The organism is Xanthomonas sontii (assembly GCF_040529055.1).
In the GTDB taxonomy this organism is placed as follows: Bacteria; Pseudomonadota; Gammaproteobacteria; order Xanthomonadales; family Xanthomonadaceae; genus Xanthomonas_A; species Xanthomonas_A sontii.
This window is the reverse complement of record NZ_CP132342.1, coordinates 4,194,918-4,215,332: the sequence shown is the minus strand read 5'-3', so window position 1 is coordinate 4,215,332 and position 20,415 is coordinate 4,194,918. Positions and strand designations below refer to the sequence as shown.

Genomic DNA, 20,415 nt, shown 5'->3' with positions numbered 1-20,415 from the left:
AAAAACTGCGCCGATCAGGCGGGAAATGTCGGCGAACGCCGGGCCGCGGCACCGGTGTAGACAAGTTTCGCGTTGCTTTGCACCATTGCGGGGCATTCGTTGTATAGGTTGCTGAACGGATGTGGGGCGTGGCGGGCCGTGCCCCTGAAGGCCTGCGACGACTGGGCGATCCCGATACCGCCGGCAGCGCGGCCCGGCTAACGACGCACCATTTCGGTGAGCGCGACTCGCCATCGTGGGGCGTGCAAGTGCGGGTGATCGCCGCATCGGCATGGCGCGCCGCGATCCCGGCGTCTGCGCGGGCCGGTGCCGAGGCGCGCGATGACGGAGCTGAAAGGTCGGTCGCAGGCCGTGCCACGCGGCATTTGCGCAAAATCCGCCAGCGCTCGCGCCGCCCGCGGCGCGGGACCGTGCGTCGGTGCACTTGTATAGTCATGTGTCTGTGCGGCCCGCGCCGCTGCCGCTGCCCGCGGCGCCGTGTGCGGTCCATGGTTTCCTTTCCGTCGCGCGCATGCCTGGCCTGCGTCGCCGACGCTTTCTTGTTGAGTTTTCCGATGACCGATCGCCCGCGTCTCCCCGCCCACGCCGTCCAGCCCAAGCTCGCCCCGCACCCGCGCATCCGCAACGTCATCGCCGTGGGCTCCGGCAAGGGCGGGGTGGGCAAGTCCACCACTGCCGTGAACCTGGCCCTGGCCCTGCAGCGCCAGGGCGCGCGTGTCGGCGTGCTGGATGCCGACGTCTACGGCCCCAGTGTGCCGGCCATGCTCGGCCTGAGCGGACGCCCGGACAGCCCGGACGACAAGAGCATCGAGCCGATGCGCGCCTTCGGCATCGAGGCGATGTCGATCGGGCTGCTGGTGGACCAGGACACGCCGATGATCTGGCGCGGCCCGATGGCGACCTCGGCGCTGACCCAACTGTTCGCCGACACCCTGTGGGACGACCTGGACTACCTGCTGATCGACCTGCCGCCCGGCACCGGCGACATCCAGCTGACCCTGGCGCAGAAGATCCCGGTGGCCGGTGCGGTGATCGTCACCACCCCGCAGGACATCGCCACGCTGGACGCGAAGAAGGCGCTGAAGATGTTCGAGAAGGTCGAGGTGCCGGTGCTGGGCATCGTCGAGAACATGGCGGTGCACACCTGCAGCCAGTGCGGCCATGTCGAGCACCTGTTCGGCGAGGGCGGCGGCCAGCGCATGGCGCAGCAGTACGGCGTGCCGCTGCTGGGGTCGCTGCCGCTGGCGATCGCGATCCGCGAGCAGGGCGACGCCGGCACCCCGGTGGTGGCCGCGGCACCGGACTCGGCCGCGGCGCAGGCCTACCTAGCCACCGCGCAGCGCCTGACCGAGGAACTGCGCAAGCGCCCGCGCGCGGCCATCCCGATCTCCGCGGCGTTGGGCTGAGCGGCGCGCGGCGCCTGCCGCGAACGCCCCGCGACCGGCTAGAATCGCCGGTCATTGCGGCCGGCCCCATCGGTCGGCCGCGTTCCCGGCGCGCAGGCTGCGGCCGCCGCCACCGGCATCAGGAACCCCCATGAGCATCAAGAGCGACCGCTGGATCCGCCGCATGTCCGAACAGCACGGCATGATCGCGCCCTACGAGCCGGGCCAGGTCAAGCAGGTCGACGGCCAGCGCATCGTCAGCTACGGCACCTCCAGCTACGGCTACGACGTGCGCTGCTCGCGCGAGTTCAAGGTGTTCACCAACATCAACTCGACCATCGTCGACCCCAAGCACTTCGACCCCAAGAGCTTCGTCGACATCGAGGCCGACGAGTGCATCATCCCGCCCAACAGCTTCGCGCTGGCGCGCACGGTGGAATTCTTCCGCATCCCGCGCGACACCCTGGTGGTGTGCCTGGGCAAGAGCACCTATGCGCGCTGCGGCATCATCGTCAACGTCACCCCGCTGGAGCCGGAGTGGGAGGGACACGTGACCCTGGAGTTCAGCAACACCACGCCGTTGCCGGCGCGCATCTACGCCAATGAAGGCGTGGCGCAGATGCTGTTCTTCCAGTCCGATGCCGACGACGTCTGCGAGACCAGCTACAAGGACCGCGGCGGCAAGTACCAGGGCCAGACCGGCGTGACCCTGCCCAAGACCTGATCTCCCACTCCCTTCTTTCCGACAGCACAAGGAGCGCGCAATGAACGACCCCAATCCCTACCAGGCCCCCGACGCGGCGTTGCCGCCCGCGCTGCCGGGCATCGCCGACGGTGAGACCCTGGCCGGACGCGGCGAGCGCCTCGGCGCGGCGCTGATCGACGGCGTGATCTCGCTGGCGACGTTCCTGCCGGTGGCGGCGCTGACCGGCTATTTCGGCAAGGTCATGGACGCCGCGCGCAGCGGCGTGCAGGTGCCGTTCCTGACCACCCTCGGCTACGGCGTGCTGGGCATGGTGATCTTCCTGCTGGTGCAGGGCTACCCGCTGGCCAAGAGCGGCCAGACCTGGGGCAAGAAGCTGCTGTGGATCCGCATCGCCGACCTGGACGGTGGGCAGCCGCCGTTCTGGCGCCTGATCGCGCTGCGCTATCTGTCGACCCAGGCGATCTCGCTGGTGCCGATCGTGGGCGGCATCTACGCCCTGGTGGACGCGCTGTTCATCTTCCGCCAGGACAAGCGCTGCCTGCACGACCTGATCGCCGGCACCCGCGTGGTCAACGTCCGCCGCTGAGCCAGCGGCCGCGACACTGCGCCCCTGCGTTTGCAGGGGCCGCTTCCGAAAGAGGCTAGCGTCACGGAGACGCAGCAACTAAGAGTGGGGGATCGCTCTAACGAATCCCCACTCCCAAATCCTCAATCCCGGCCCCACCTACTTGCCGCGGCCGAACAGCATGCCGACGCCGACCGCGACCAGGATCGCCGGCCACCAGGTGGCGATCAGCCGGCCCAGGCTCAAGTTGGTCCAGCCCAGGTTGTTGGCCAGGAACACCAGGCCGATCACGATCAGCACGATGGCGGCGATCACATTGGATTTCATGGAGGCGCGGCTTCCGTAAAAAGGGCGCCTATCGTAGCCGCTGGCGCCACGCCGCAACACGCGCCTGCAACTCCTCGGCCGGCAGCCGCTGTGCGGCGCCATTGCCCCACACCGGGCCGGGCCACGCGGCATCGCCCGGGTGCCGCCCCAGCACGTGCACGTGCAGTTGCCGCACCACGTTGCCCAGCGCGCCGATGTTGAGCTTGTGCACGCCCGGTTCGTGCCGCAGGAGTTGCGAGAGCTGGTTGATCTCGGCCAGCAGCAGGCGCTGCTGGCCGCCGTCCAGGTCGATCCACTCGCTGGCCTCGCCCACCCGTGGCACCAGCAACAGCCACGGGAAGCGTGCGTCGTCCATCAGCCGCACCTGCGACAGCGGCCCGTCGGCGACGAACGCGCTGTCGGCCTGCAGCCGCGGGTCGAGGACGAAGTCGGCCACGCCGCGGCTCAGCCCAGGTGCTCGGCGAGGAACGCCAGGCTGCGTTCCCGGGCGAGCTCGGCGCTGTCGGCGTCGTAGTGGTTCGGGTCCACGTGGCGGTCGAAGCCGTGCCCGGCCGGGTACACGAAGGTCTGCATCTGCGGCAGCTTTTCGCGGTGCTGCTGGATCGACTCGGCCGGGATGCTGCCGTCCTGCGCGCCGAAGTGGAACAGCACCGGCGCCTTCGGCGTTTCGTCCAGGAACTGGGTGTTGCGGCCGCCGTAGTAACTCACCGAGGGCAGGCCCAGGCGCAGCGCCGACAGCAGCGCGACGCTGCCGCCCCAGCAGTAGCCCAGGGTGCCGACCTTGCCGGCCGGCGCCAGCGCCTGCGCGGCCGCCTGCACGATGTCCAGGGCGCGGTCGAAGCCCAGCGCACCGACCAGCTCCAGGCCCTTGCGCACGCCGTCCTGGTCGTAGGCCAGCTGCGCGTCCTTCTCGACCGGATCGAACAGTGCCGGCGCCAGCACCTCATAGCCGTGGGCGGCGTAGCGGTCGGCGACCTCGCGGATGTAGTCGGTCACCCCGAAGATTTCCTGGATGACGACCAGGCCGCCGCGCGGCGTGCCCTCGGACAGGGCGTGCCAGGCGGAAACCTGGCCGTGAGCGGTGTCGAGCGTGGTCCAGTGGCCCATGCGGGGAATCCTGTGGAGTGGGGGAGCGGCGGATTATCCATGGCCCAGGCTAAGCCGGGGTGAGCGGGCGTACACCGGGCCGGGCCACGTCGGCGGCCCCGGCCCGGTATACTTCGCGCGCTGTTTTTCTCCCAGGCCCCCGGACCCCGGCCCCAATGTCTCTCGCGACCCCCAAAGTCGGCTTCGTCAGCCTCGGCTGCCCAAAAGCAAGTCTATTTATACCTGTTGGCGGACGGTGCTGTAAGCGTGTCGCTGAGCATTCGTAGCGCTCTGACGAGCTGATTGCCGACGGGCTTGACGGCTGTTTGTGATTGCTCAAACGCGATAAGAAATGGTGCCGCTGGTGTTGGTTTTCGCCTAGAAACCCTATCGCAGAGTAGTGGGCCTGGCGGGTCGCTTCCCTGCTAAAGGTTGCGTCGTTCTCGAACATTTCCCCATAGCCGAATCGGGCTTCCAGGGCGTTGAGGCGGGTCGTATCTTCGGAGTGGTGGCGCCCACAGGCATGCTGAAACAGTAGCCTTAGGGCTCAACCTAGAGATCAATCGCTCCCTTCAACAGTTGCGGAAGCTTGATGCCTGCGCCCTCACGAGTGCGCGAATGTCAGCCTGCAAGCCGCGAAGGTGGGCGCTCGATAGCTACGCAGACCGGCGTTTCCAGTCACGAGGGATAAGGCCCTCACCCGACGCTTTGGTCCAGCGCTCCTTCGTCGCTGACACGTAGCGAGGATCTGACGGAAAGTAGGCATGCTCCAGAAGGAGTACTTGCAAGCCGCTGCGTGCCTCAACCTCTTTGAATAGGAAGTCGATGTGTTGTCGCATGGCCAAATAGTCCTCGTCGTCAGAAATCGAGATCTCATCCGGGCGCGATTCATCTAAGTCAGCGTCGACCTCGGCGACATCCTCATCCCCGTCGTCGTCAACTTTATCGGCATCCCGATCCTGATTGGGGAAGTAGGGCCGGCTGAGCTGGTCAAGGACGATGACGCCTGGTACGGGCCTTCGCTCGGTCTCGAAGTGTCTTTGCAGTCCAAACGCCAGCGCGACGTGAACTGCCAGCCAATTTTGATCCGAACCTAGATCCGCCATCGAGAGCACCGCACGTTCAGGTACGGCCTCAATGACAGAGATGGAAGGCTCGCGAGCCGAGAAGATAAGCTCTGCATCAACACAGGGCTCAACCTTTGGCAACTTTGAGAAAACCTCGGAGGCGTACCGTGAGACGGCCGCTTCGGCCCGACGCATGCGGATTCGTCGGCTGTCAGCGTCAACCTTCGCTTCTAGTTCGGCAATTTCATCTCGCTGCTTAGTTAGGTCCTTGGATGGTTTCAGAAGCTGGTCGTCAACGGTTTCAAGGAAGTATGTCGCTTTGCCGCGGAAGAAGGATTGGAACTGAGCAAGGTCGGCAAATTGCTTGGCCTCAGCAATCTGGCTCAGCGCGGACGCGACTCCAGCATCGAGTTCCCTTAGCAGTCCGCTGAGCTCTTCAATTCGCTTCCTCAACTGATCCGACGCCTCGCCGATCTGTGGCCTGAGACGCCCGACTGCGCTCGTCTCAGCACGAATTGTCTCGAGTGATTGCCTCATGGCGACGGCGATCTCGGCGCCAGCGTCCGTTTCGGAGTCGCAGACCGGACACTTCCTGGGCACGTCCATCAGATGGAGATGCTCGGCAATCCGGAGCTTCTGGTACTGGGTTCCTACTGCAGCTTCGTAGTCCAACGATTCCTGTTCAGTGATGGCCAGCGCTCGAAGCTTGCGTTTTGTCTGGTTCAACTCCTTCAGTGTGGCTTGGCGGCGCTCCTGCAATGAGTCAAGCTGGTCAGCCCCTGGGTACTGCAGCGGTCGAGCTGCTGGCGAAGCTGCCCTACGTAACATGGTGATAAGGATGGCTTCGTCAGCTTCTTCGGGCGTGCGCTCAATGAGTCCAAGTTGCTGCGCTTCACCCAGCAGTATCCGAGATCTCTGCTTTAGCAAGCTGTCCTTTGCGACACGGGCTTCTTCACGAGCAGTGTCGATCTCCAGAGCTCTGCGTGCCTGTCGAAGGCGACGCTCGGCTGCCGCCGTTGACCCAGTCACCACGCCCAAGAAGTAGGGCATCGTCGAGATGATGGGGGGGGCTTTGCGGTTGTCGTCAAGCCCGTGAAGCAGCACCGTCTCGCTATCGATCACCTCCTTCGTGACGAACATGTATGGCGTGAACTGGCGAATTGACGGTCTGTCAAGTGAATTTCTTTCGGGCTGCTCAGAGTCTTCTGCAGGCATCGTCTCAATGCCGAAGGCCTCTCCCAATCTGGTCTTGCTGACTGCAACCAGTCCTCTGCCTTCAAACTCCTCCACAGAGTGAGGAACCTTTAGGTTTCTTCCCGTAGTCACATACATGTAGGAATTTGGTGCCTTGCCGACAAGCGGGACTTGGCGGCACGAGATCATCTCGTCGGCACCTCTTATCCACTTTACTCCCACAGCGACGCAGCGGCGCCTCACATAGACGGGAAGCTGGCACTTTGACGATCCCAGGCAATAGTCCAATGCTTTGATGATCGCCGACTTGCCCGTTCCAGATGCGCCAGTGATGATGTTCACACGGTCAGCATCCAATTCGATGATTCGGAAAGCGCCTTCCTCACCGATAAAGAAGACGCTGGCGATGTTCCATCGTTTCATACGGAAACTCCTAATACTTCCAAGACGGACCTGGGCGAGCCCATGCCGGCCATCCAAGTCCCCAGCAGGCGCGCCCGCTTAAATGAAGCACCAGTCAGGCCGGTTGTCACTGCTGCAGGTAACGTTTTCCGAGTACTCTCAACGCTGCCGTCCGCTGTGAGTTTGAAGATGCCGGCGATGCAGCCAAAGCGAATGGCGATGGTCGTGATTTCTAGCGTCGAGTTGACCTTCTTTGCCAAGTCGACTGAAATCGTAGGGTTTCGGCTCATCCATAGGGTGAGCCCTGTCTCATGGTTACAGCCATCAAAGGTTGGCGCCAAGTCTTCCGAAATTGCTAGGGGCACGACTAGGTAGACCAATGCGACTGCCGGGCGAACGTCAGGCCGTGCCGCTTGGTAGGATAAGCAAAACTGTGTTAGCACCGCGCCGCAGAATGCTGGATTTGTCTCGGCGAAGACATCGCGAGCAGCGATCATGCACAGCCCTTCAATAAAGTCACGTAGTCAGGGTGCCATCCAACGCTTTGCTCAACCGCTAACACTTGATAGCTGCCGCGCACGTAGTAGGAGGAGTTCCAGTTTTGAGCGAAAGGATCGACTTCCCTGTGGGCTTGGAAGAATGACCACTTAAAGATCCCCAACCCAGCAGCGCGCTTCTCGTTTTCCGCGGCCAAATGATGCTGCTCGGCCATCGGCTTGTGTCGGTATCTCCATTCCTGCACCAGATATTTGTCGTATCGATCGATACGTACGGCCATGTCCATTCGCTCAGTCATCCATTTGTGGCGCTGGGACCTTGCCTTCCATTCTTCGTGTTGCGCTGACTGAATCTCTGACATAGTGCAGCCCACGAGTTCTAGCTGCGTGGCGATCATTGACGGCGGATTGTGGTCATCGGGTGGGAACTGGAACTGAAAGTCGGCGAGCAGTTCTTCGCGTGCCAGTTCGCCGGCAATCTCGAGCAATCGCTGTAGGACCTCAAGTCTGGTGATGAATCGCTCCCTCTTGCCGCAGAACGAGTAAACGATCTGCAGGTCCCACCACTCCACGAGGCGCTGCGAAATTGCTTCACGCTGGTCCGGAGGGAAGTTCGTAAGCGCGCTAGTGATGTCGAGTTGAATCTTATTGATGTCGTGCGCAGCAGGTTGGATTGTCGCCCTCGATAGGAGCTTGTTGCGGGTCGTCTCCGGGAGAGCGAGAAAGGCAGAACAGCCTGGTAGTCTCTCGACGTGCGGCAAGGGGTTCTTGCCACTTGCCTCAGCTGCAGCGTGCTCATCTATCACTCGTTTGGCCTCTGCTTCCAGACATTTCAAGAGATCGCTGCGTGAGCTCTTTTCATCAAGCAGAGGCGCTAGGACGCTCCCGGGCGGCAAAGGCGCCACAGTGACGAGTTGGAAGCGCGTATCGTCAAGGCTTAGCTTTGGTAGCACGTCGATCCATGCTCTGAGTGTCTTCCAGAGGGCCACGGAGGCAAGGCTCACTCCCTTCGGCTTTTTGCTCAGGGAGTGCTTGAGCTGAACCAGTAGCGATTTTCCGTTTAGGACAATCTCCACATCGTCTAAACGCTCCAAACACACAGTGGCGTCGTCTTCAACAGCTTTGACAGCGGCTAGCAGTCCATATAGCGATTGATAGTAAAACCCCAAAGCCGCATCGATAGCGGAGTGATCATTTCCTGTGATTTTAGTCCCAGAACTCATGTCTTCCCCCTGACACGACGCCCTCTCAACGTGGGGCATGCTATTTGAGCATACCTTAATGAATCGCCCCAGGATTCCAAGAGGCTGTTTGGTTTAAGTCAGACCACGGCCTCGATGTTCTGAATGGCGAGTTGCCAGTAGCAGTTTGCCTCGGCTTCTGCTAGGGGGATACACCCGATGGCTTCGCCCTAGAAGTACTCCCACCAACCCCGAGATGGGACTGCTCGCTCGATGTCAAGACGCCTGCTGCCGTAGGAGTGGTCATGGCTGCTCCGCTCCTAGTTTTGCCTGGAGCGCTTTCTGCTCATCCTCATCAATGCTTTCCAGACGGGCATAGCGTGCCTTCCTGCGTGCTGCCATCGTCGGATACCACCCGGTAGGGCACCCCGGCGACTGGCATTAGCCATTCGTCATGGAGGTTCAGTTCCATTAAGAGTGGCTCTTGTTTCAGAGTCCTCCACCGGCAGGGTCACTCAAAGTTTGGGCGCTTCTTGATTAGTGTCCCAGAGCCAGAAAGTTTCGCCGTAGGAACTGCTTTCGATGATGGGCATGACCTCGCCTGCCTTGAAATAGCGGCGGCTGCCCATTCGGGCCGGGGTATGCCACCAGCCGGCCTGGGGGCAGGGCTGGCCGCCGGGCACACGACCCGCGCTGCCTTGGAGTCCGAAGGCCGAGGCGCCGGGCTTGAGGCGTGCAATCGAGTCATTGGCTCGCGCCCAATCCGCCAAATCCTTGGGGTAGAGGATGTGGTCACGGAAACTGCTGTCGTCGATGCCGTTGATGACGCAGACGGCGGCGGCCTCGAAGGACCAGTAACCGTAATAGGGCATGTACTGCCCCTCGACGCCCTTCAGATGGCCATCATGCCAAGGGGCACCCTCGAAGCTCTTGTACCAGCCGTCCAGGTACTCTTTGATCTTCTTGCTTGCCTCAATGGGCTCTTCGTCCAGATAAAGCGCGTCGATCAGTGGATCGTATGGCTTGGTGTGGAAGTATTCCCCGGTTTCACTGGAGTCAGGCAGCGCGGGGTCAATCAGAAATTCATAGAGCAAATCGGTGTGACGATAGCTTTGGGTCCATTTCGCAACCTTTCTTAGGGCATCGCCATCACCTAGCAAGACGCCCAGACTTACCACTTCCAGTGCAATCTGAAATTGATAAAGATCCTCGAATTCCAATGGCGTTCCTCCATCTAGGAGATCATCGCCGGATTCGATGGCTAAGATTCTGATGTATTCGTCATATGCCTCATGCCATGTGCCGAAGGCCTGGATGATGGTCGCATAGAGCGGCCTGAGTTCCTCAATAGGGCGACCTGCCGTGTAATGAAGTTTGAAGAGCTCAAGGTTTCTATCGAAAATTCCTCCCTGGCCAAGAGGTTCGAAATTGTTCTGAGCTCTTAAGCGATCTATCGCTTGAACTTGGAGCTCAAGTCCCTCAGATAGATCTTCCAGATTAAGGTGGTAATACTGGATGTCTAGGAATTTTTGTCTGCGTTTTTTGCGAAACTCTTCTGCATTCATATCGTTGGCTCAATTGGTTAAATTGTGCTATTTGTTTTTTCGTGGCGGGGGTAATCTGGTCGTTTTATTTCCCGGTTTTTGGTCGGTATTTTTATTTGTTCGGGCGCGTTCCCGGCGGGCGCGGTCGCGTGCCTTTACCACTGCATCAATGTCTGTGGCTCCCCACTCTTTTGTAATTCCGTGGGTGGGATGTGGATGTTTTTCTGATGCTGCCTTCTCTGGCAGGTAAAGATCGGCCAGAGCTTGAATGTGATCGAGGGCGCCGTCGGATTCGAGTGTGACAAATACTACTCGCCGATCTGCCGCATAACTTTGTAGGGCATTCTTGGCGGCCTGATCCATCTTTTCTCCGGTGGCCCGATTAGCTACCCATTTGCTGGACATCTGCACCATTCGGTATTCCGCACCTCGCTCGTCGTCGCTGTCACTGAGCAGGTAATGCAGCAGTTCCTGGCTGGGGTTCAATCCCGAAACCTGCAATCCCTTTCCACTGCGAGCAAAAGATCTCCCAAAACCATAAACTCTCCCCGCGCTTTCCCGCATCTTGGCCTCCGTCACGGTGTAGCTCTGGCCATGCTGCCAGACCGCATCGATGCCTGTTTCTGTGACTTTGGGCAGGTCGGCCTCGCTGAGGTTGACGGGACGCTGGTCCACATTGAGCTTTTTGACGTGCTCGGGTGACCAATGGCCTTTGGCGTTGTCGTGCGGCCAGTGGCCGCCCAGCCGCTTGAGTTCGTGGTAGTCGGCCATGTGCTCGCCGATCAGTCCCTTTTGCCGCTTGGCGATGTTCTGGTAGGCCTTGCGCGTGACCTGCACGGCAGCGTGAAGGGGGCCGCCGCCTTTGCGGGCATCGGATTCGGCACGGCCTCCGACTTTCTTGGCCGGCTGGCGGGCGGGGATATGGCCTCGGGGCTGGATGTCCGCCGCGTTGTGCCCCGTGCGCGTCCGCGTGCCGGGTGTGGCCGAGGCCATGGCCGCGCGTTGGCCCACGGCCATGACCACGGCGGCTGCCTGCTCGCCCAGCAGGTCTTCGAGGAATTCCCGGATCTCCTTGCTGGCCCGCTCCAGCGGCGCCTTGATCTGCGTGCGCAGCTGTCTCATGCCCGGCAGCAGGTCACGTGCCAGTTGCTGCACGGAGTCGGGAATGAGCCAATCTTTCCAGCCGCTGGCGGTAGCCATGAATTCCATCAGTTCGATGCACGCCCCCATCGCCGCATCGACTTGTAAGATAGCCGCCTGGGTCCTGGGGCCCCATTTGCCCAGCAACTCCTGGCGCACCCATCGGATGGCTCCTCCTTTGCCCAGACCCAGCAAGCCTTCCACGGCCTGCAAGCCGCTGTGGACGGCGCCCTTGGCGGCGCGGCGTTCCCGCCACAGGGGCTTGAACACCGTCTTGAAGGCGCTGCCCACTTCCGGGATGGCCCCGAATGCCGCGAATCCCAGATTGACGAGTTCATCGGTCCCGGCTTTGTTGAAGCCCCCGCGCTGGTTGATGCGAAACAGCGTACCCGTGATGTCTCGTGCATCCATGACCTGGTCGAGCACAGGAATCATCGAGATCAAGCCGCCCACGATCTGGGCGGCGAAATTCTGGTCTTCCTCGAAATCGCCCAGCAGCAGCGTCCGGAAAAAACTCTCTATCTGCCCGCGCTTACCGCTCATGGGTTACCTCCTGCCCCTGAGCCTCCATCCAGGGGCGGCTCGGTCTTCAATGCGTTTTCAATCCATTCAGCGCCTTGCTGCTGCACGGCAGGTTTTTGGAATTCAGCCTCCTCCTTGGCCAGAGGTGGAGCCTTCCAGGCGCGGGCATCTTCTCCGTACTCGACCACGTAGCTGGTGGCGGGCACCCCCTTGAGCAGCTTGTAGCCATCGGCGTCCAGGGTGCCTTCAAGCACCTCGCCACTGCTGAATGTGACCTTGTAGGTCGCCTCGGATACGGGACTGAGGTCGTCGTAGGTGTAGTGCAGCTCAAGTTCTCGTGGTGCATCACCTAGCGTGCCCACAGGCAAAGCCGGCAATTCCGCAGGACTGCTGCCCGGCCCCACGAACGTCTTGCCCGCCCCCTTGATATCCAGCAACCCCGGCATGGTCAGCGTGATGTCCGTGCCCTCCAGCACGATGGAGGTCTGCCCGGCCTGCAGCTCGATGCGCCCCTGGGCCAGCACCTGCACATCCTCGCCGCTGCTGGTGACGGTGATGCCTTCTTGGGCCGTCCAGGCCAGCGGCCCCTGATGGGCCTGCAGGGAGATCGGCCCGGCCTGGGCGATGGCCTTCAGGCCCCCTTGCTGGGCGTAGAGCCCGGCGCTGGCGCCTGCCGCCAGGGCCACGATGCGCCCGGCCGCCGCATGCCAGTCCTGCTGGCTGGTCCAGTGCAGGGCCTGGCCACCATAGAGCACGGCGCTGGCCGGCGTGGCGGCGTTGAGGCTGTTGGCCGCATCGAACACCATCGCCGCGCGGGCGAAGGCGGGCACGGGCTGGCCGCCCTGGCCACTACCCTGGCGGCTTCCCGGTGCCGCGATGCGTGCCTCCTGCCCATTGAGCGTTGCGGGCAACTGGCCCTTCTTGCCCGGATCGATATCGTCGATAAAGCCCTGCAGATCCTGCGTGGCCGCCAGAGGCAGGCCTTCGGAAGCGGCCACCGCATCGCTGATGCGCTGGGCCGTGTCATGGGCCGCCTGGAACTGGCCGGCCGCCGCGGTCGCATCGTGGATCGCCCCCTGGGCCTTCGGCTGGGCGCTCGATGAGATGAGCAGCCCCTCGCCCGCCCGCACCACGCTCCAGGCATCGCTGCGCAGCTCGGCGCCGCTGCCGCGCCAGGCGCCGCGCGTGCTGCTGGTGGGGGCCTGCTCGATCAGATGGCCCAGGTTCAGCTGGCTGGCGGCCTGGGAAGAGGCGAGGCGGGTGCGCAACTGGCCCGGCGCATCGTCGGTGAGCCACTGGTTGAAGCCGCTGCCGTCGAGACTGCTGGCATGCCAGCCGGCGATGACGCCGGGGTGGTTGGCTGGCGCATTCTCGCCGGCGCTCCAGGGTGGCAGATCCTGGGCGGAATGCAGCTGGTGGCTGACCACGGGGCGGTCGATATCGCCATCGATGAAGCTCAGCAGCACCTCGGTGCCCACGCGGGGCAGGACGCTGGCGCCCCAGTTGGGGCCGGCCAGCGGCGTGGCCACGCGCAGCCAGACGCTGGGCGTGCGGCTGGCGCGGCGCGAGGGGGTTGCTGCGGGAGCGGCATGGGCGCCATCCCCTCCCTGTGCCGCATCGGCTCCGCCCGTACCTGAGGCCTGCCCGTGCTGCTGCCAGTACATGCGCACCTGCACACGGTGGTCGCGCTGGGTATGCACGGCATGGCGGTTGTCGCCACCGGCCTCGTCGTCGCTGCCCACGACCAGGGCCAGCAAGGCCTCGGGCGCGCTGGGCTTGGCGCGGGGGCGGGGCACGATGGCGGCCCGGGCATCGAGGGCCTCGAAGCGGTTGCGGTAGCTGCCCGCCTCGATCTCTGGGCGCTGCAGCAGCTGCGCGATCTGGGCCCCGAGGTTGTTGGCCGCCTGGTGCCAGAGAGCGCAGGCGCGCAGCTGAAGATCGCCGTTGCCGCCGTCATCCTCCCCGTGATCGCCATAGCCATCGCCGTGCTGCCTGCTACGGGCCTCCTGCCCATAGCGGTCATGGCCGCTGAGGCGGAAGTGCTGGCCCGGCGCCAGATCGCGCACGCTGCCTGCGCCCTTCCAGCGCTTGGCCTGGGCCTCCCAGTGGTGCAGCCAATGCTCGGCATGCCGCTGGGCCGCATCGCCGTCGGCATGGCGCTGGGCGCTGAAGGGCAGGTGCTGCTCCAGGGGCGGCAGCTGCCCCAGCTGCAGCGCGGAGCGGGCCTGGGCTGCCGGCGCATGCAGCCGGGCATGGTCCCAGGACGAGACGGAGGCGATGTGGGGCACGCTGCGCCGTACGGCCTGCAGGCGCTCGATGCTGTCGCCGCTCTCCGTCGCATCGATGCGGTGAAACCGGATGGCGCCTGGCGGGTAGGCGGGCAGTGCGCTGCCGGAATCGAAGACGACCAGCTTGTGGCGCGAGGGGGTGGGTCTGCCGTCGGGACCATTGCCGCCCTGGCCGGACATGGCGCCGGGCCCTTCACCGGGCCCTTCGCCGGCCGCTTGACCTTCCTCCTGCTGATGCTCGAACCGAAAGCTCAGGCCTTCTTCAGCCAGCAGGCGCAGCACGAAGTCCAGGTCGCTCTCGTGGTACTGCACCCGCGTGGGGTAGGGCTTCCAGTCGCGGCGGGCCTCGATGGCGTAGTGGGCCTGGGCATAGTCGGCGAAGAGATCGGCCAGGATGTCCGGCAGGGTCTGCGCGCCCCAGACATGGCTGTCGCGGCGCAGCGCCAGGGCAGCCAGCCAGGGGCGCAGATAGAGCCGGTGGCGGGCCAGGCCGCCATCGCCGCCCAGCGCATCGCAGCCCGCGAGCATGCCGTGCCAGGCGCGGTAGCAGCCATCGGCGCACAAGAGGCGCAGGGTGAGTTCCTGGCCGATGAGGGTGCTGGGGTCGAAGCCCGCATCGGTGCACAGTGTGTCGATGTCGAAGGCGAAGAGGGCGTTGAGGGCCTCCTGGCCGCTCATGCGCTCGACGAGCAGTTGGGCTGAGGCGGAGAGCTGGTCGCCTTGCCCGTGGATCTGGAGCAGCCGGGCGTGCTGGCTGGGCAGGGCGGCGGTGAGGCTGCTGGGCCCCCAGGGGAGCTGGCTCGGGCTGCTTGGCATGGAACTCAGGTTGTGACAGCAATCAGTTCGATGTTGGGGACCTGCGATGCTGGTGGGTGTGTAGATGGACACGCTTTGAATGAGGAGCATGCGTTCGTTCAAACGGCGCAGAGCTCATGCCGATTATGCAAGGGAGGTTTGCGTCGGACATCTTGCTATTGAAATGCGGCACTCGAAGGTGTGAGCTTTCGTTACATGGCGATCTGTCGCGCCCCGGCAGACCGGCCTGGAGAGAGCTGAAGCGCAAGCGAAGCCCGGATGAAATCGCCAGAGCGCGATCAGGCTGCACAGGCTCGCCAACGCACCTATCAGGATGTATTGCAGAGCGCGAGGCAGAGGTATTACCCGACCGTCAGCAGTCAGCCACGGCGACCGCCACGTAGGGGAGTGCGCATAGTCGCGGCTGAGACACTCGGCTGTCCGGTGCGAAATGATAGAAGCGCTTTGCGTTTCTCCAACAAATTCAAGCGGGATCGTAACTTTCGCTTTTGGAGGGCTTTGAACTCTAATTGAGATGCAATCCTAATATTCGACCGCTGTCTCCGGACGCGAAGGGGGATGCGCTACCTGCGTTCGTCTGGACCTAATGCGCGCTCTCGCTGTAAGCGCGTGCCGCTTGTCCCTCAACGAGGGGCACGTTGGGCTAGCCAGATCCCTTCGACAACAAAGGAGAGCTTCATGAAAAGCGTGGTTACGGTCGTGATGTCAGCATTGTTGGCCATTGCCCCCTGCATCGCTTCTGCGACTGACCAGCACGGCAATGGGTACCAAGGTCCCGATGCGATTGAAAGGTCGCAATCGGGTCCCGACTGGATGGAAATCTGCGCGAATGTGCCAATCCCCAATGGTTGGGTTGTCACATCGATTCGGCCGGGGTGTGGCACGGGCTTTGGGCTCTATGAAATACGCAAAGTAGATCCTGTTCTTCGGCCGTCCATGTACATGTGCGCCATGACCGCAGTACCTACCAACTGGGTGGTTACTGCCATTCAGGGCAGTTGTACCTCCGGCGTGGCGAGATATCAGGCCGATTACGTGGCTCCCAACTCCACGCCGCGCTCGATGTGCAACGTCCCGGCTTCCAGCGTACCCACAGGATGGATCGTGAAGCAGGTCGGGCAAGGCTGCGGATTGCCCGGCTATCAGTACTGGCAGATCCAAGAGGCTCGCCCGGAGTACGGCATCCTGGAGGTATGCAATGTTGCACCGATCCCGTCCGGCTGGGTCATCGTGGGGCAGCGCCCGGGGTGCATATCCCCGAATTCTTTGCTGACGATCAGATACATGCCGTAGTTGATTTCGCAAGGTTTGTGAGGGAGCCTCCGTCTGGCTCCCTCCTACGGACTGCAGCAAAGAGGCTAGGGCGCGTCACCCGAGAAATTGTTACTGTCTTCAAGCATAGAGATAGCGCGCGCTCTGCGGACAACCTCGGCGCTTGTTGAGACGTTGCACTTGCATGGCCCATGACGTGTTAGATCCATCTATGAAGCTCCTCAAACCGCTAATTTTTACTGCCGGCATTGCACTCTCTGTATTTTCAGTCCAAGCCCAGGTTTACCGCTGCGCTGAAAAATCCGGAAAAACGACTTACTCTGATCTGCCCTGTCCGGCGAACCAACCTGGAGAGTTGTTGGAGCGCCAGCGAAGCCAAGATGAAATCGCCGGAGAGCGCGATCAAGCGGCACAAGCCAACCAACGAAAGTACCAAGACCGAGCTGCAGAGCGCGAGGCACAGGCATTTCAGGACCGTCAGCGTTCAACCACGGCAGTGAGCACGCAAGGCAGGGCGCAAGCAGCTGCGGCCGATACACCCGCCTGTCGGGCTGCCCAGAAGGAACTCGACTTCGTGTCGAGCATTCGTACTCTGTCACTGGATGAGCGGCGTATCCGTACCAATGCCGCAATCGTGCAAGTCAATGCAAGCTGTGGCACCACGACGCCTCTGATGCAGGAGCCGCCAAAGGTGATTGCTGCTCCCGTCTCCCCGATTACCCGTTGCGATGCCGGCTTCTGCTACGACGAGACGGGGGCAATCTATAAAAAATCCGGGCCTGACACCATTGTTGGCCCGACTGGGCGTTCATGTAATCGCTCTGGGGGCACATGGATTTGTCAGTAATCCAAGCCAGTCCACATCGCGTAGGTCGCTCGCCTCTGATCGTCGTAAACAGAGATCGCCGGCACCCGTGGGAGACGGGTTCTCGTTAGTCTATGCATCGAATCGCCTGCTGAGGCGCATTCGATCAGCAATGCATCTTCCGAACCCGCTGTGCGAAATTCCTCCTGGGCTGGCACTCAAGATGAATAAAGGTTTGGAGACGACGCGCATCTTCCCTTCTATACAAGGGCCACATGTCTGCGGATCAATCGATCGCGCACCCGAGTTCTTGACTACTTGCCTCCACTTCGCTCGCTCGTTCCTGAGCAAACTGCGAACGCGACCACGGTTCTTTCATGCTTTGTTAATGGGTTTGCCGTAAGTGCGGAGAAAGCCCTTGCCCTGGAGCATGTTGCGGTAGTTGTTGAGCGCCACGGCTTCGGCTTCACTAGCCACCTCAGCGCCCGCCGCAATGACCTTTCCATCGGCATCAATGATGGCCAGGCGGGCGCGTTTTCCATCCACGTCCACCACCAAGCCCTCATGCGAGGTCGCGTGCATCACGACGCCGGGAAGTCGGCCGGTGCGCTGGTTGCCGATCATCGCCGGATCTCTCCATGCCGCGCAGGGTCCGCGGTCGCGCGACGTGCGGCAAGTGGGGGATTGGTGTTCTCACCTCGGACATCGCGTGCATCGATAAGCGTAGTGGCGCCCGAAAGCACTGAGTGACCGGGAAGTGCTTCCTGGAAGTGGCGTGCGATAGGGGGGAGAGGGCGACGACGAACCGGCACGTGAAGCTCCTAGTGCGTGTATTCCGTAAGTCGAACGCATTCGTAGCTGCGAAGCTACTAGAAACACGGTGGCGCCTAGCCCCGTATTCCTGGCTGGTCAGAGGTTGCTCACTTCGAGGAGAAGAACAGCCAGCACTCCTGCGATCTCAACGCGGCGAATGCGCGCAAGTTCTTCGACGCTGGTGCAAGCTTGGCGCAGTCGAACGCGAAGGCGCCGCCACAGCAAGATGGCCAGTGCGTACAGAAGGATCCGCCAAGCCATGAAGTAGCCCGCGTGCGCCTTGATCCATCGCTCCCAAGCGTCGGCGCCACCGACGGCCCGAATCCCGAGCACGTTTAGCGCGACCGCCATGCCGATCAGAAGGCCCACCCAGATCGATGCGCGACCCAGGGATCTCACGACCGACTTCGCGCCTCGGCGCTCTGCAGGCCTGGTCACAGGCTGTTCCTTTCGCACAGCGCCAGGTCGGAGGAACAGCCACCGCCGGGCTGGTCATCGAAGAACAGCGCGTACTGGCGGCCGCCGCGCGCGGTGCGACACCACTGCACCACGCGCCGGATGCCCGAGTACTGTCCGGGGCGGTCGGCATCGGTAGGGTCCTTGCGTACCGGGAAGAAGGTGGCGGCATGGCGTTTGTTCGCAGCTGCGACGACGCGTTCCCAGCGCTCAATGCGATCGACGTGTTCCGGGAAGCGTTCAGCAATCGACCTGAGTTCGGCTTTCCGAGTGTGGATGCAGGGCATGCAGCCGACGCGGCCCATGCCCATGGCGTAGAGAGGGTTGGGCGTGAGCCCGTGGTCGGCGTGCATTTTCCAGACCTGCTGCACCGTCCAGTCGAAGATCGGCCGCCAGAGGTAGCAGCCGGATTCGTGGCGGTTGAGGCGTGGCTGCAGGGCGCGATGTCGGCTTTCCTCCGCTCGGATGCCGAGCCACTGAATGACGGGCCCGCGCCGGAGCATCGGGAGGACCACCTGTTCGGTGATCGGCAGTTCCTTCAGCTCGGAGGTGCAGAACTGGGCCATTCTCGACGGAAAGCGCCCTTTGGTGATGCAGAGGTCGAGGAAGGGGTTGCCTGTGGGCTCGTGCAGTTCCGCAGCCTCGCGCACGAGCGCATCGGGGATGCCCATCTGTGGCCACCGCTCCAGCACATAGGCCTTGTGCTTCGCCATCCTCGCGCGGAAGTCTGCCTTCACCCACTCGATCACGGGGCCACCCGTGCGCTCTGGCAGCCGCTGCACGAATTCGTAGGTGAGCTCGTGCTCGTTGCCGGTGTCGGCGAAGACCGCACGAAAGTCCCGTCCAGACTCCAGGGCGAGCAAGTAGGTCGCGGTGGAGTCCTTGCCGCCAGAGACGTTGACCAGGTGCTGCACGCGCCTGACGCCATTGCTGGCGCTCATTGCGTGCTCCGCGGCTTCTGAATCTCGTGGACTCGGTCCCGGGTTGGATCGCCCTGGTAAATGCCGCGCGAGCCGGCGGCGCGGGTGCTGTAGCGCTGGATCAGCGTCATCGGCGAGTTGCCAGCGAGTTCACGGCGCAGTTCGAGCTCGGTCTTCAGGTTCTGGATCTCCTGTTCCAGTGCGCCGCTCTCCTGGTCCACGGCCTTCGTCGCGAGTTCGTTGGCCGCGACGTTGGGCTCCTTGCGGCCCGTCAGTAGCGTGCGCTGCAGCAGAAGGGCCTTCTCCATCACCGAGGCGAGCGCGACCTCCGACGCTAGGCGCTTGCCCAGCAGATCCTGGTCGGGCTCGTCGCGCAGCGCTTCGATGACGCCCCGCGTGAGCGGCAGCGAGGCACTGCCTGCGGCGTCCAGGTTTGCCGCGGTGGTCGGCTTGGCCCCGGACACGAGTTCCTGCAATGCCTTGAGCTTGGCCTCGTACTCTTCCTGGATTAGCGGCGTCAGGCCTACGCCGGGTGTGGTCGAGGTCTTGGTACAGGTCTCGCAGGTTCGTTGCTCCCGCTCGCCCAGCACCCTCGTTGCCCACGTGGCCGCCGCCTGCGGCGAACTCCACGTCTGGCACGACAGGCGTCCGTTGCACTCGTTCGCCGAGATGGAAGACGTGTCGGTGGCCCCGCGCCCGTTCAGCAGGTTGTAGCCCGCACGCGTGACGTCCCCGACGATCTTGATCGAGGACTGGCCCGAGCCGCCCGCGCTGCCTCCGCCGACCCAGGGCACGCCGTTGTTGCCCTTATTTGCCTCCGCGCGCTCGATGGCCGATACCGCGTCCGTGCTGGAGACCGTCTGCTTGAGGGCCATGCCTTCGGCCAACTGGTCCCAGCCGGTCTGCCCGCCCGCCATGTCGGCCATGCGGCTCGCGATCGCGCGGCATGTCATCTTGGAGCGGTCGAAGTCCAGCCGGGCTTGCAGGATGCCGTTCGTCAGCAGGTTGTAGAGCCCGGGATCGGCGCGCTGGATGATGAGCGCAGGCAGCGAGGCGACCGCACTCGTCGCGGACTGGATCACGTTGCTCATGATCGACTGAAAGCCGTTGCTGATGCCGTTCAACTGGTTCTGCAGCGTGGTGGTGATGCTCATGTCGCCGCAGATCAGGTTGCTGTTCCAGCCCATGCCGACGCCGATGCTCTGCATGTTCCCGGCAGGGCTCATCGAAACCGCGCGGCCGCCGCCGATGCTGTAGAGCACGTCGCTGCCGATCACGTTGCCGCTGGTGCGGATGCCGTCCTCGTCGATCCGCGTCTGCGCACCGGAGTTGCTGCAGAGGGCGGCGAGTGCGGCGATGGCGATCAGGCTGCGCAGGCCTGTCCGTGGAGAATTGCGGGGGGATGTCATGTCGTCCACAGGTGTCTCCA

Annotated in this window: 18 protein-coding genes; 5 read left to right on the top strand and 13 right to left on the bottom strand. The window is 63.0% G+C overall.

Annotated features, from left to right (window positions below):
* Positions 1 to 554: 554 nt before the first annotated feature.
* The 3 genes from apbC to RAB70_RS17715 all read left to right on the top strand — a co-directional run bounded on the left by apbC (position 555) and on the right by RAB70_RS17715 (position 2,677).
* On the top strand, positions 555 to 1,406 hold the full coding sequence (gene apbC, locus RAB70_RS17725; protein WP_148829072.1) for an iron-sulfur cluster carrier protein ApbC: 852 nt from the start codon (positions 555 to 557) through the stop codon (positions 1,404 to 1,406).
* A 130-nt stretch (positions 1,407 to 1,536) separates the two neighbouring features.
* On the top strand, positions 1,537 to 2,109 hold the full coding sequence (gene dcd, locus RAB70_RS17720) for a dCTP deaminase (protein ID WP_010340509.1): 573 nt from the start codon (positions 1,537 to 1,539) through the stop codon (positions 2,107 to 2,109).
* A 40-nt stretch (positions 2,110 to 2,149) separates the two neighbouring features.
* A complete protein-coding gene (locus RAB70_RS17715; protein ID WP_017909118.1) occupies positions 2,150 to 2,677 on the top strand; it encodes an RDD family protein in 528 nt (175 codons plus the stop codon).
* 138 nt (positions 2,678 to 2,815) lie between these two features.
* Here RAB70_RS17715 and RAB70_RS17710 read toward each other — a convergent pair whose 3' ends face one another.
* From RAB70_RS17710 to RAB70_RS17670, 9 genes are all read right to left on the bottom strand, one after another.
* The gene (locus RAB70_RS17710; RefSeq protein ID WP_003467495.1) at positions 2,816 to 2,983 is read right to left on the bottom strand and encodes a LiaI-LiaF-like domain-containing protein; all 168 of its coding nucleotides are present in this window, start codon (positions 2,981 to 2,983) and stop codon (positions 2,816 to 2,818) included.
* 28 nt (positions 2,984 to 3,011) lie between these two features.
* Positions 3,012 to 3,419 carry an HIT domain-containing protein gene (locus RAB70_RS17705; RefSeq protein ID WP_148829073.1) on the bottom strand — a complete coding sequence of 136 codons (408 nt, stop codon included), beginning with the start codon at positions 3,417 to 3,419 and terminating at the stop codon, positions 3,012 to 3,014.
* A gap of 8 nt (positions 3,420 to 3,427) precedes the next feature.
* Positions 3,428 to 4,090, bottom strand: a complete 663-nt coding sequence (locus RAB70_RS17700; protein ID WP_148829074.1) for a dienelactone hydrolase family protein — start codon at positions 4,088 to 4,090, stop codon at positions 3,428 to 3,430.
* A 635-nt stretch (positions 4,091 to 4,725) separates the two neighbouring features.
* A complete protein-coding gene (locus RAB70_RS17695) occupies positions 4,726 to 6,753 on the bottom strand; it encodes a DUF3732 domain-containing protein (RefSeq protein ID WP_148829075.1) in 2,028 nt (675 codons plus the stop codon).
* Positions 6,750 to 7,229, bottom strand: a complete 480-nt coding sequence (locus tag RAB70_RS17690; RefSeq protein ID WP_148829076.1) for a three component ABC system middle component — start codon at positions 7,227 to 7,229, stop codon at positions 6,750 to 6,752. The genes RAB70_RS17695 and RAB70_RS17690 overlap by 4 nt, the downstream gene beginning before the upstream one ends.
* Positions 7,226 to 8,452: an ABC-three component system protein gene (locus tag RAB70_RS17685; RefSeq protein WP_148829077.1), complete on the bottom strand. Its 1,227-nt coding sequence runs from the start codon at positions 8,450 to 8,452 to the stop codon at positions 7,226 to 7,228. The genes RAB70_RS17690 and RAB70_RS17685 overlap by 4 nt, the downstream gene beginning before the upstream one ends.
* A 473-nt stretch (positions 8,453 to 8,925) precedes the next feature.
* Positions 8,926 to 9,975: a PoNe immunity protein domain-containing protein gene (locus tag RAB70_RS17680; protein ID WP_148829078.1), complete on the bottom strand. Its 1,050-nt coding sequence runs from the start codon at positions 9,973 to 9,975 to the stop codon at positions 8,926 to 8,928.
* Between the two features lie 27 nt (positions 9,976 to 10,002).
* Positions 10,003 to 11,637 carry a hypothetical protein gene (locus RAB70_RS17675; protein ID WP_148829079.1) on the bottom strand — a complete coding sequence of 545 codons (1,635 nt, stop codon included), beginning with the start codon at positions 11,635 to 11,637 and terminating at the stop codon, positions 10,003 to 10,005.
* Positions 11,634 to 14,810: a type VI secretion system Vgr family protein gene (locus tag RAB70_RS17670; protein ID WP_148829080.1), complete on the bottom strand. Its 3,177-nt coding sequence runs from the start codon at positions 14,808 to 14,810 to the stop codon at positions 11,634 to 11,636. Before RAB70_RS17670 ends, RAB70_RS17675 begins: the two co-directional genes overlap by 4 nt.
* A gap of 588 nt (positions 14,811 to 15,398) precedes the next feature.
* Here RAB70_RS17670 and RAB70_RS17665 point away from each other — a divergent pair.
* Positions 15,399 to 16,013 carry a hypothetical protein gene (locus RAB70_RS17665; RefSeq protein WP_225851647.1) on the top strand — a complete coding sequence of 205 codons (615 nt, stop codon included), beginning with the start codon at positions 15,399 to 15,401 and terminating at the stop codon, positions 16,011 to 16,013.
* Between the two features lie 190 nt (positions 16,014 to 16,203).
* A complete protein-coding gene (locus RAB70_RS17660) occupies positions 16,204 to 16,839 on the top strand; it encodes a DUF4124 domain-containing protein (RefSeq protein ID WP_148829081.1) in 636 nt (211 codons plus the stop codon).
* A gap of 333 nt (positions 16,840 to 17,172) precedes the next feature.
* Here RAB70_RS17660 and RAB70_RS17655 read toward each other — a convergent pair whose 3' ends face one another.
* The 4 genes from RAB70_RS17655 to RAB70_RS17640 form a co-directional block, all read right to left on the bottom strand.
* Positions 17,173 to 17,421, bottom strand: a complete 249-nt coding sequence (locus RAB70_RS17655; protein WP_148829082.1) for a hypothetical protein — start codon at positions 17,419 to 17,421, stop codon at positions 17,173 to 17,175.
* Positions 17,422 to 17,706: 285 nt separating this feature from the next.
* Positions 17,707 to 17,979, bottom strand: coding sequence for a hypothetical protein (locus tag RAB70_RS17650; RefSeq protein ID WP_225851648.1), 273 nt, complete (start codon positions 17,977 to 17,979; stop codon positions 17,707 to 17,709).
* 65 nt (positions 17,980 to 18,044) lie between these two features.
* Positions 18,045 to 19,007, bottom strand: a complete 963-nt coding sequence (locus RAB70_RS17645; protein ID WP_148829084.1) for a phosphoadenosine phosphosulfate reductase family protein — start codon at positions 19,005 to 19,007, stop codon at positions 18,045 to 18,047.
* A complete protein-coding gene (locus tag RAB70_RS17640) occupies positions 19,004 to 20,395 on the bottom strand; it encodes an integrating conjugative element protein (protein ID WP_148829140.1) in 1,392 nt (463 codons plus the stop codon). The genes RAB70_RS17645 and RAB70_RS17640 overlap by 4 nt, the downstream gene beginning before the upstream one ends.
* Positions 20,396 to 20,415: the final 20 nt, after the last annotated feature.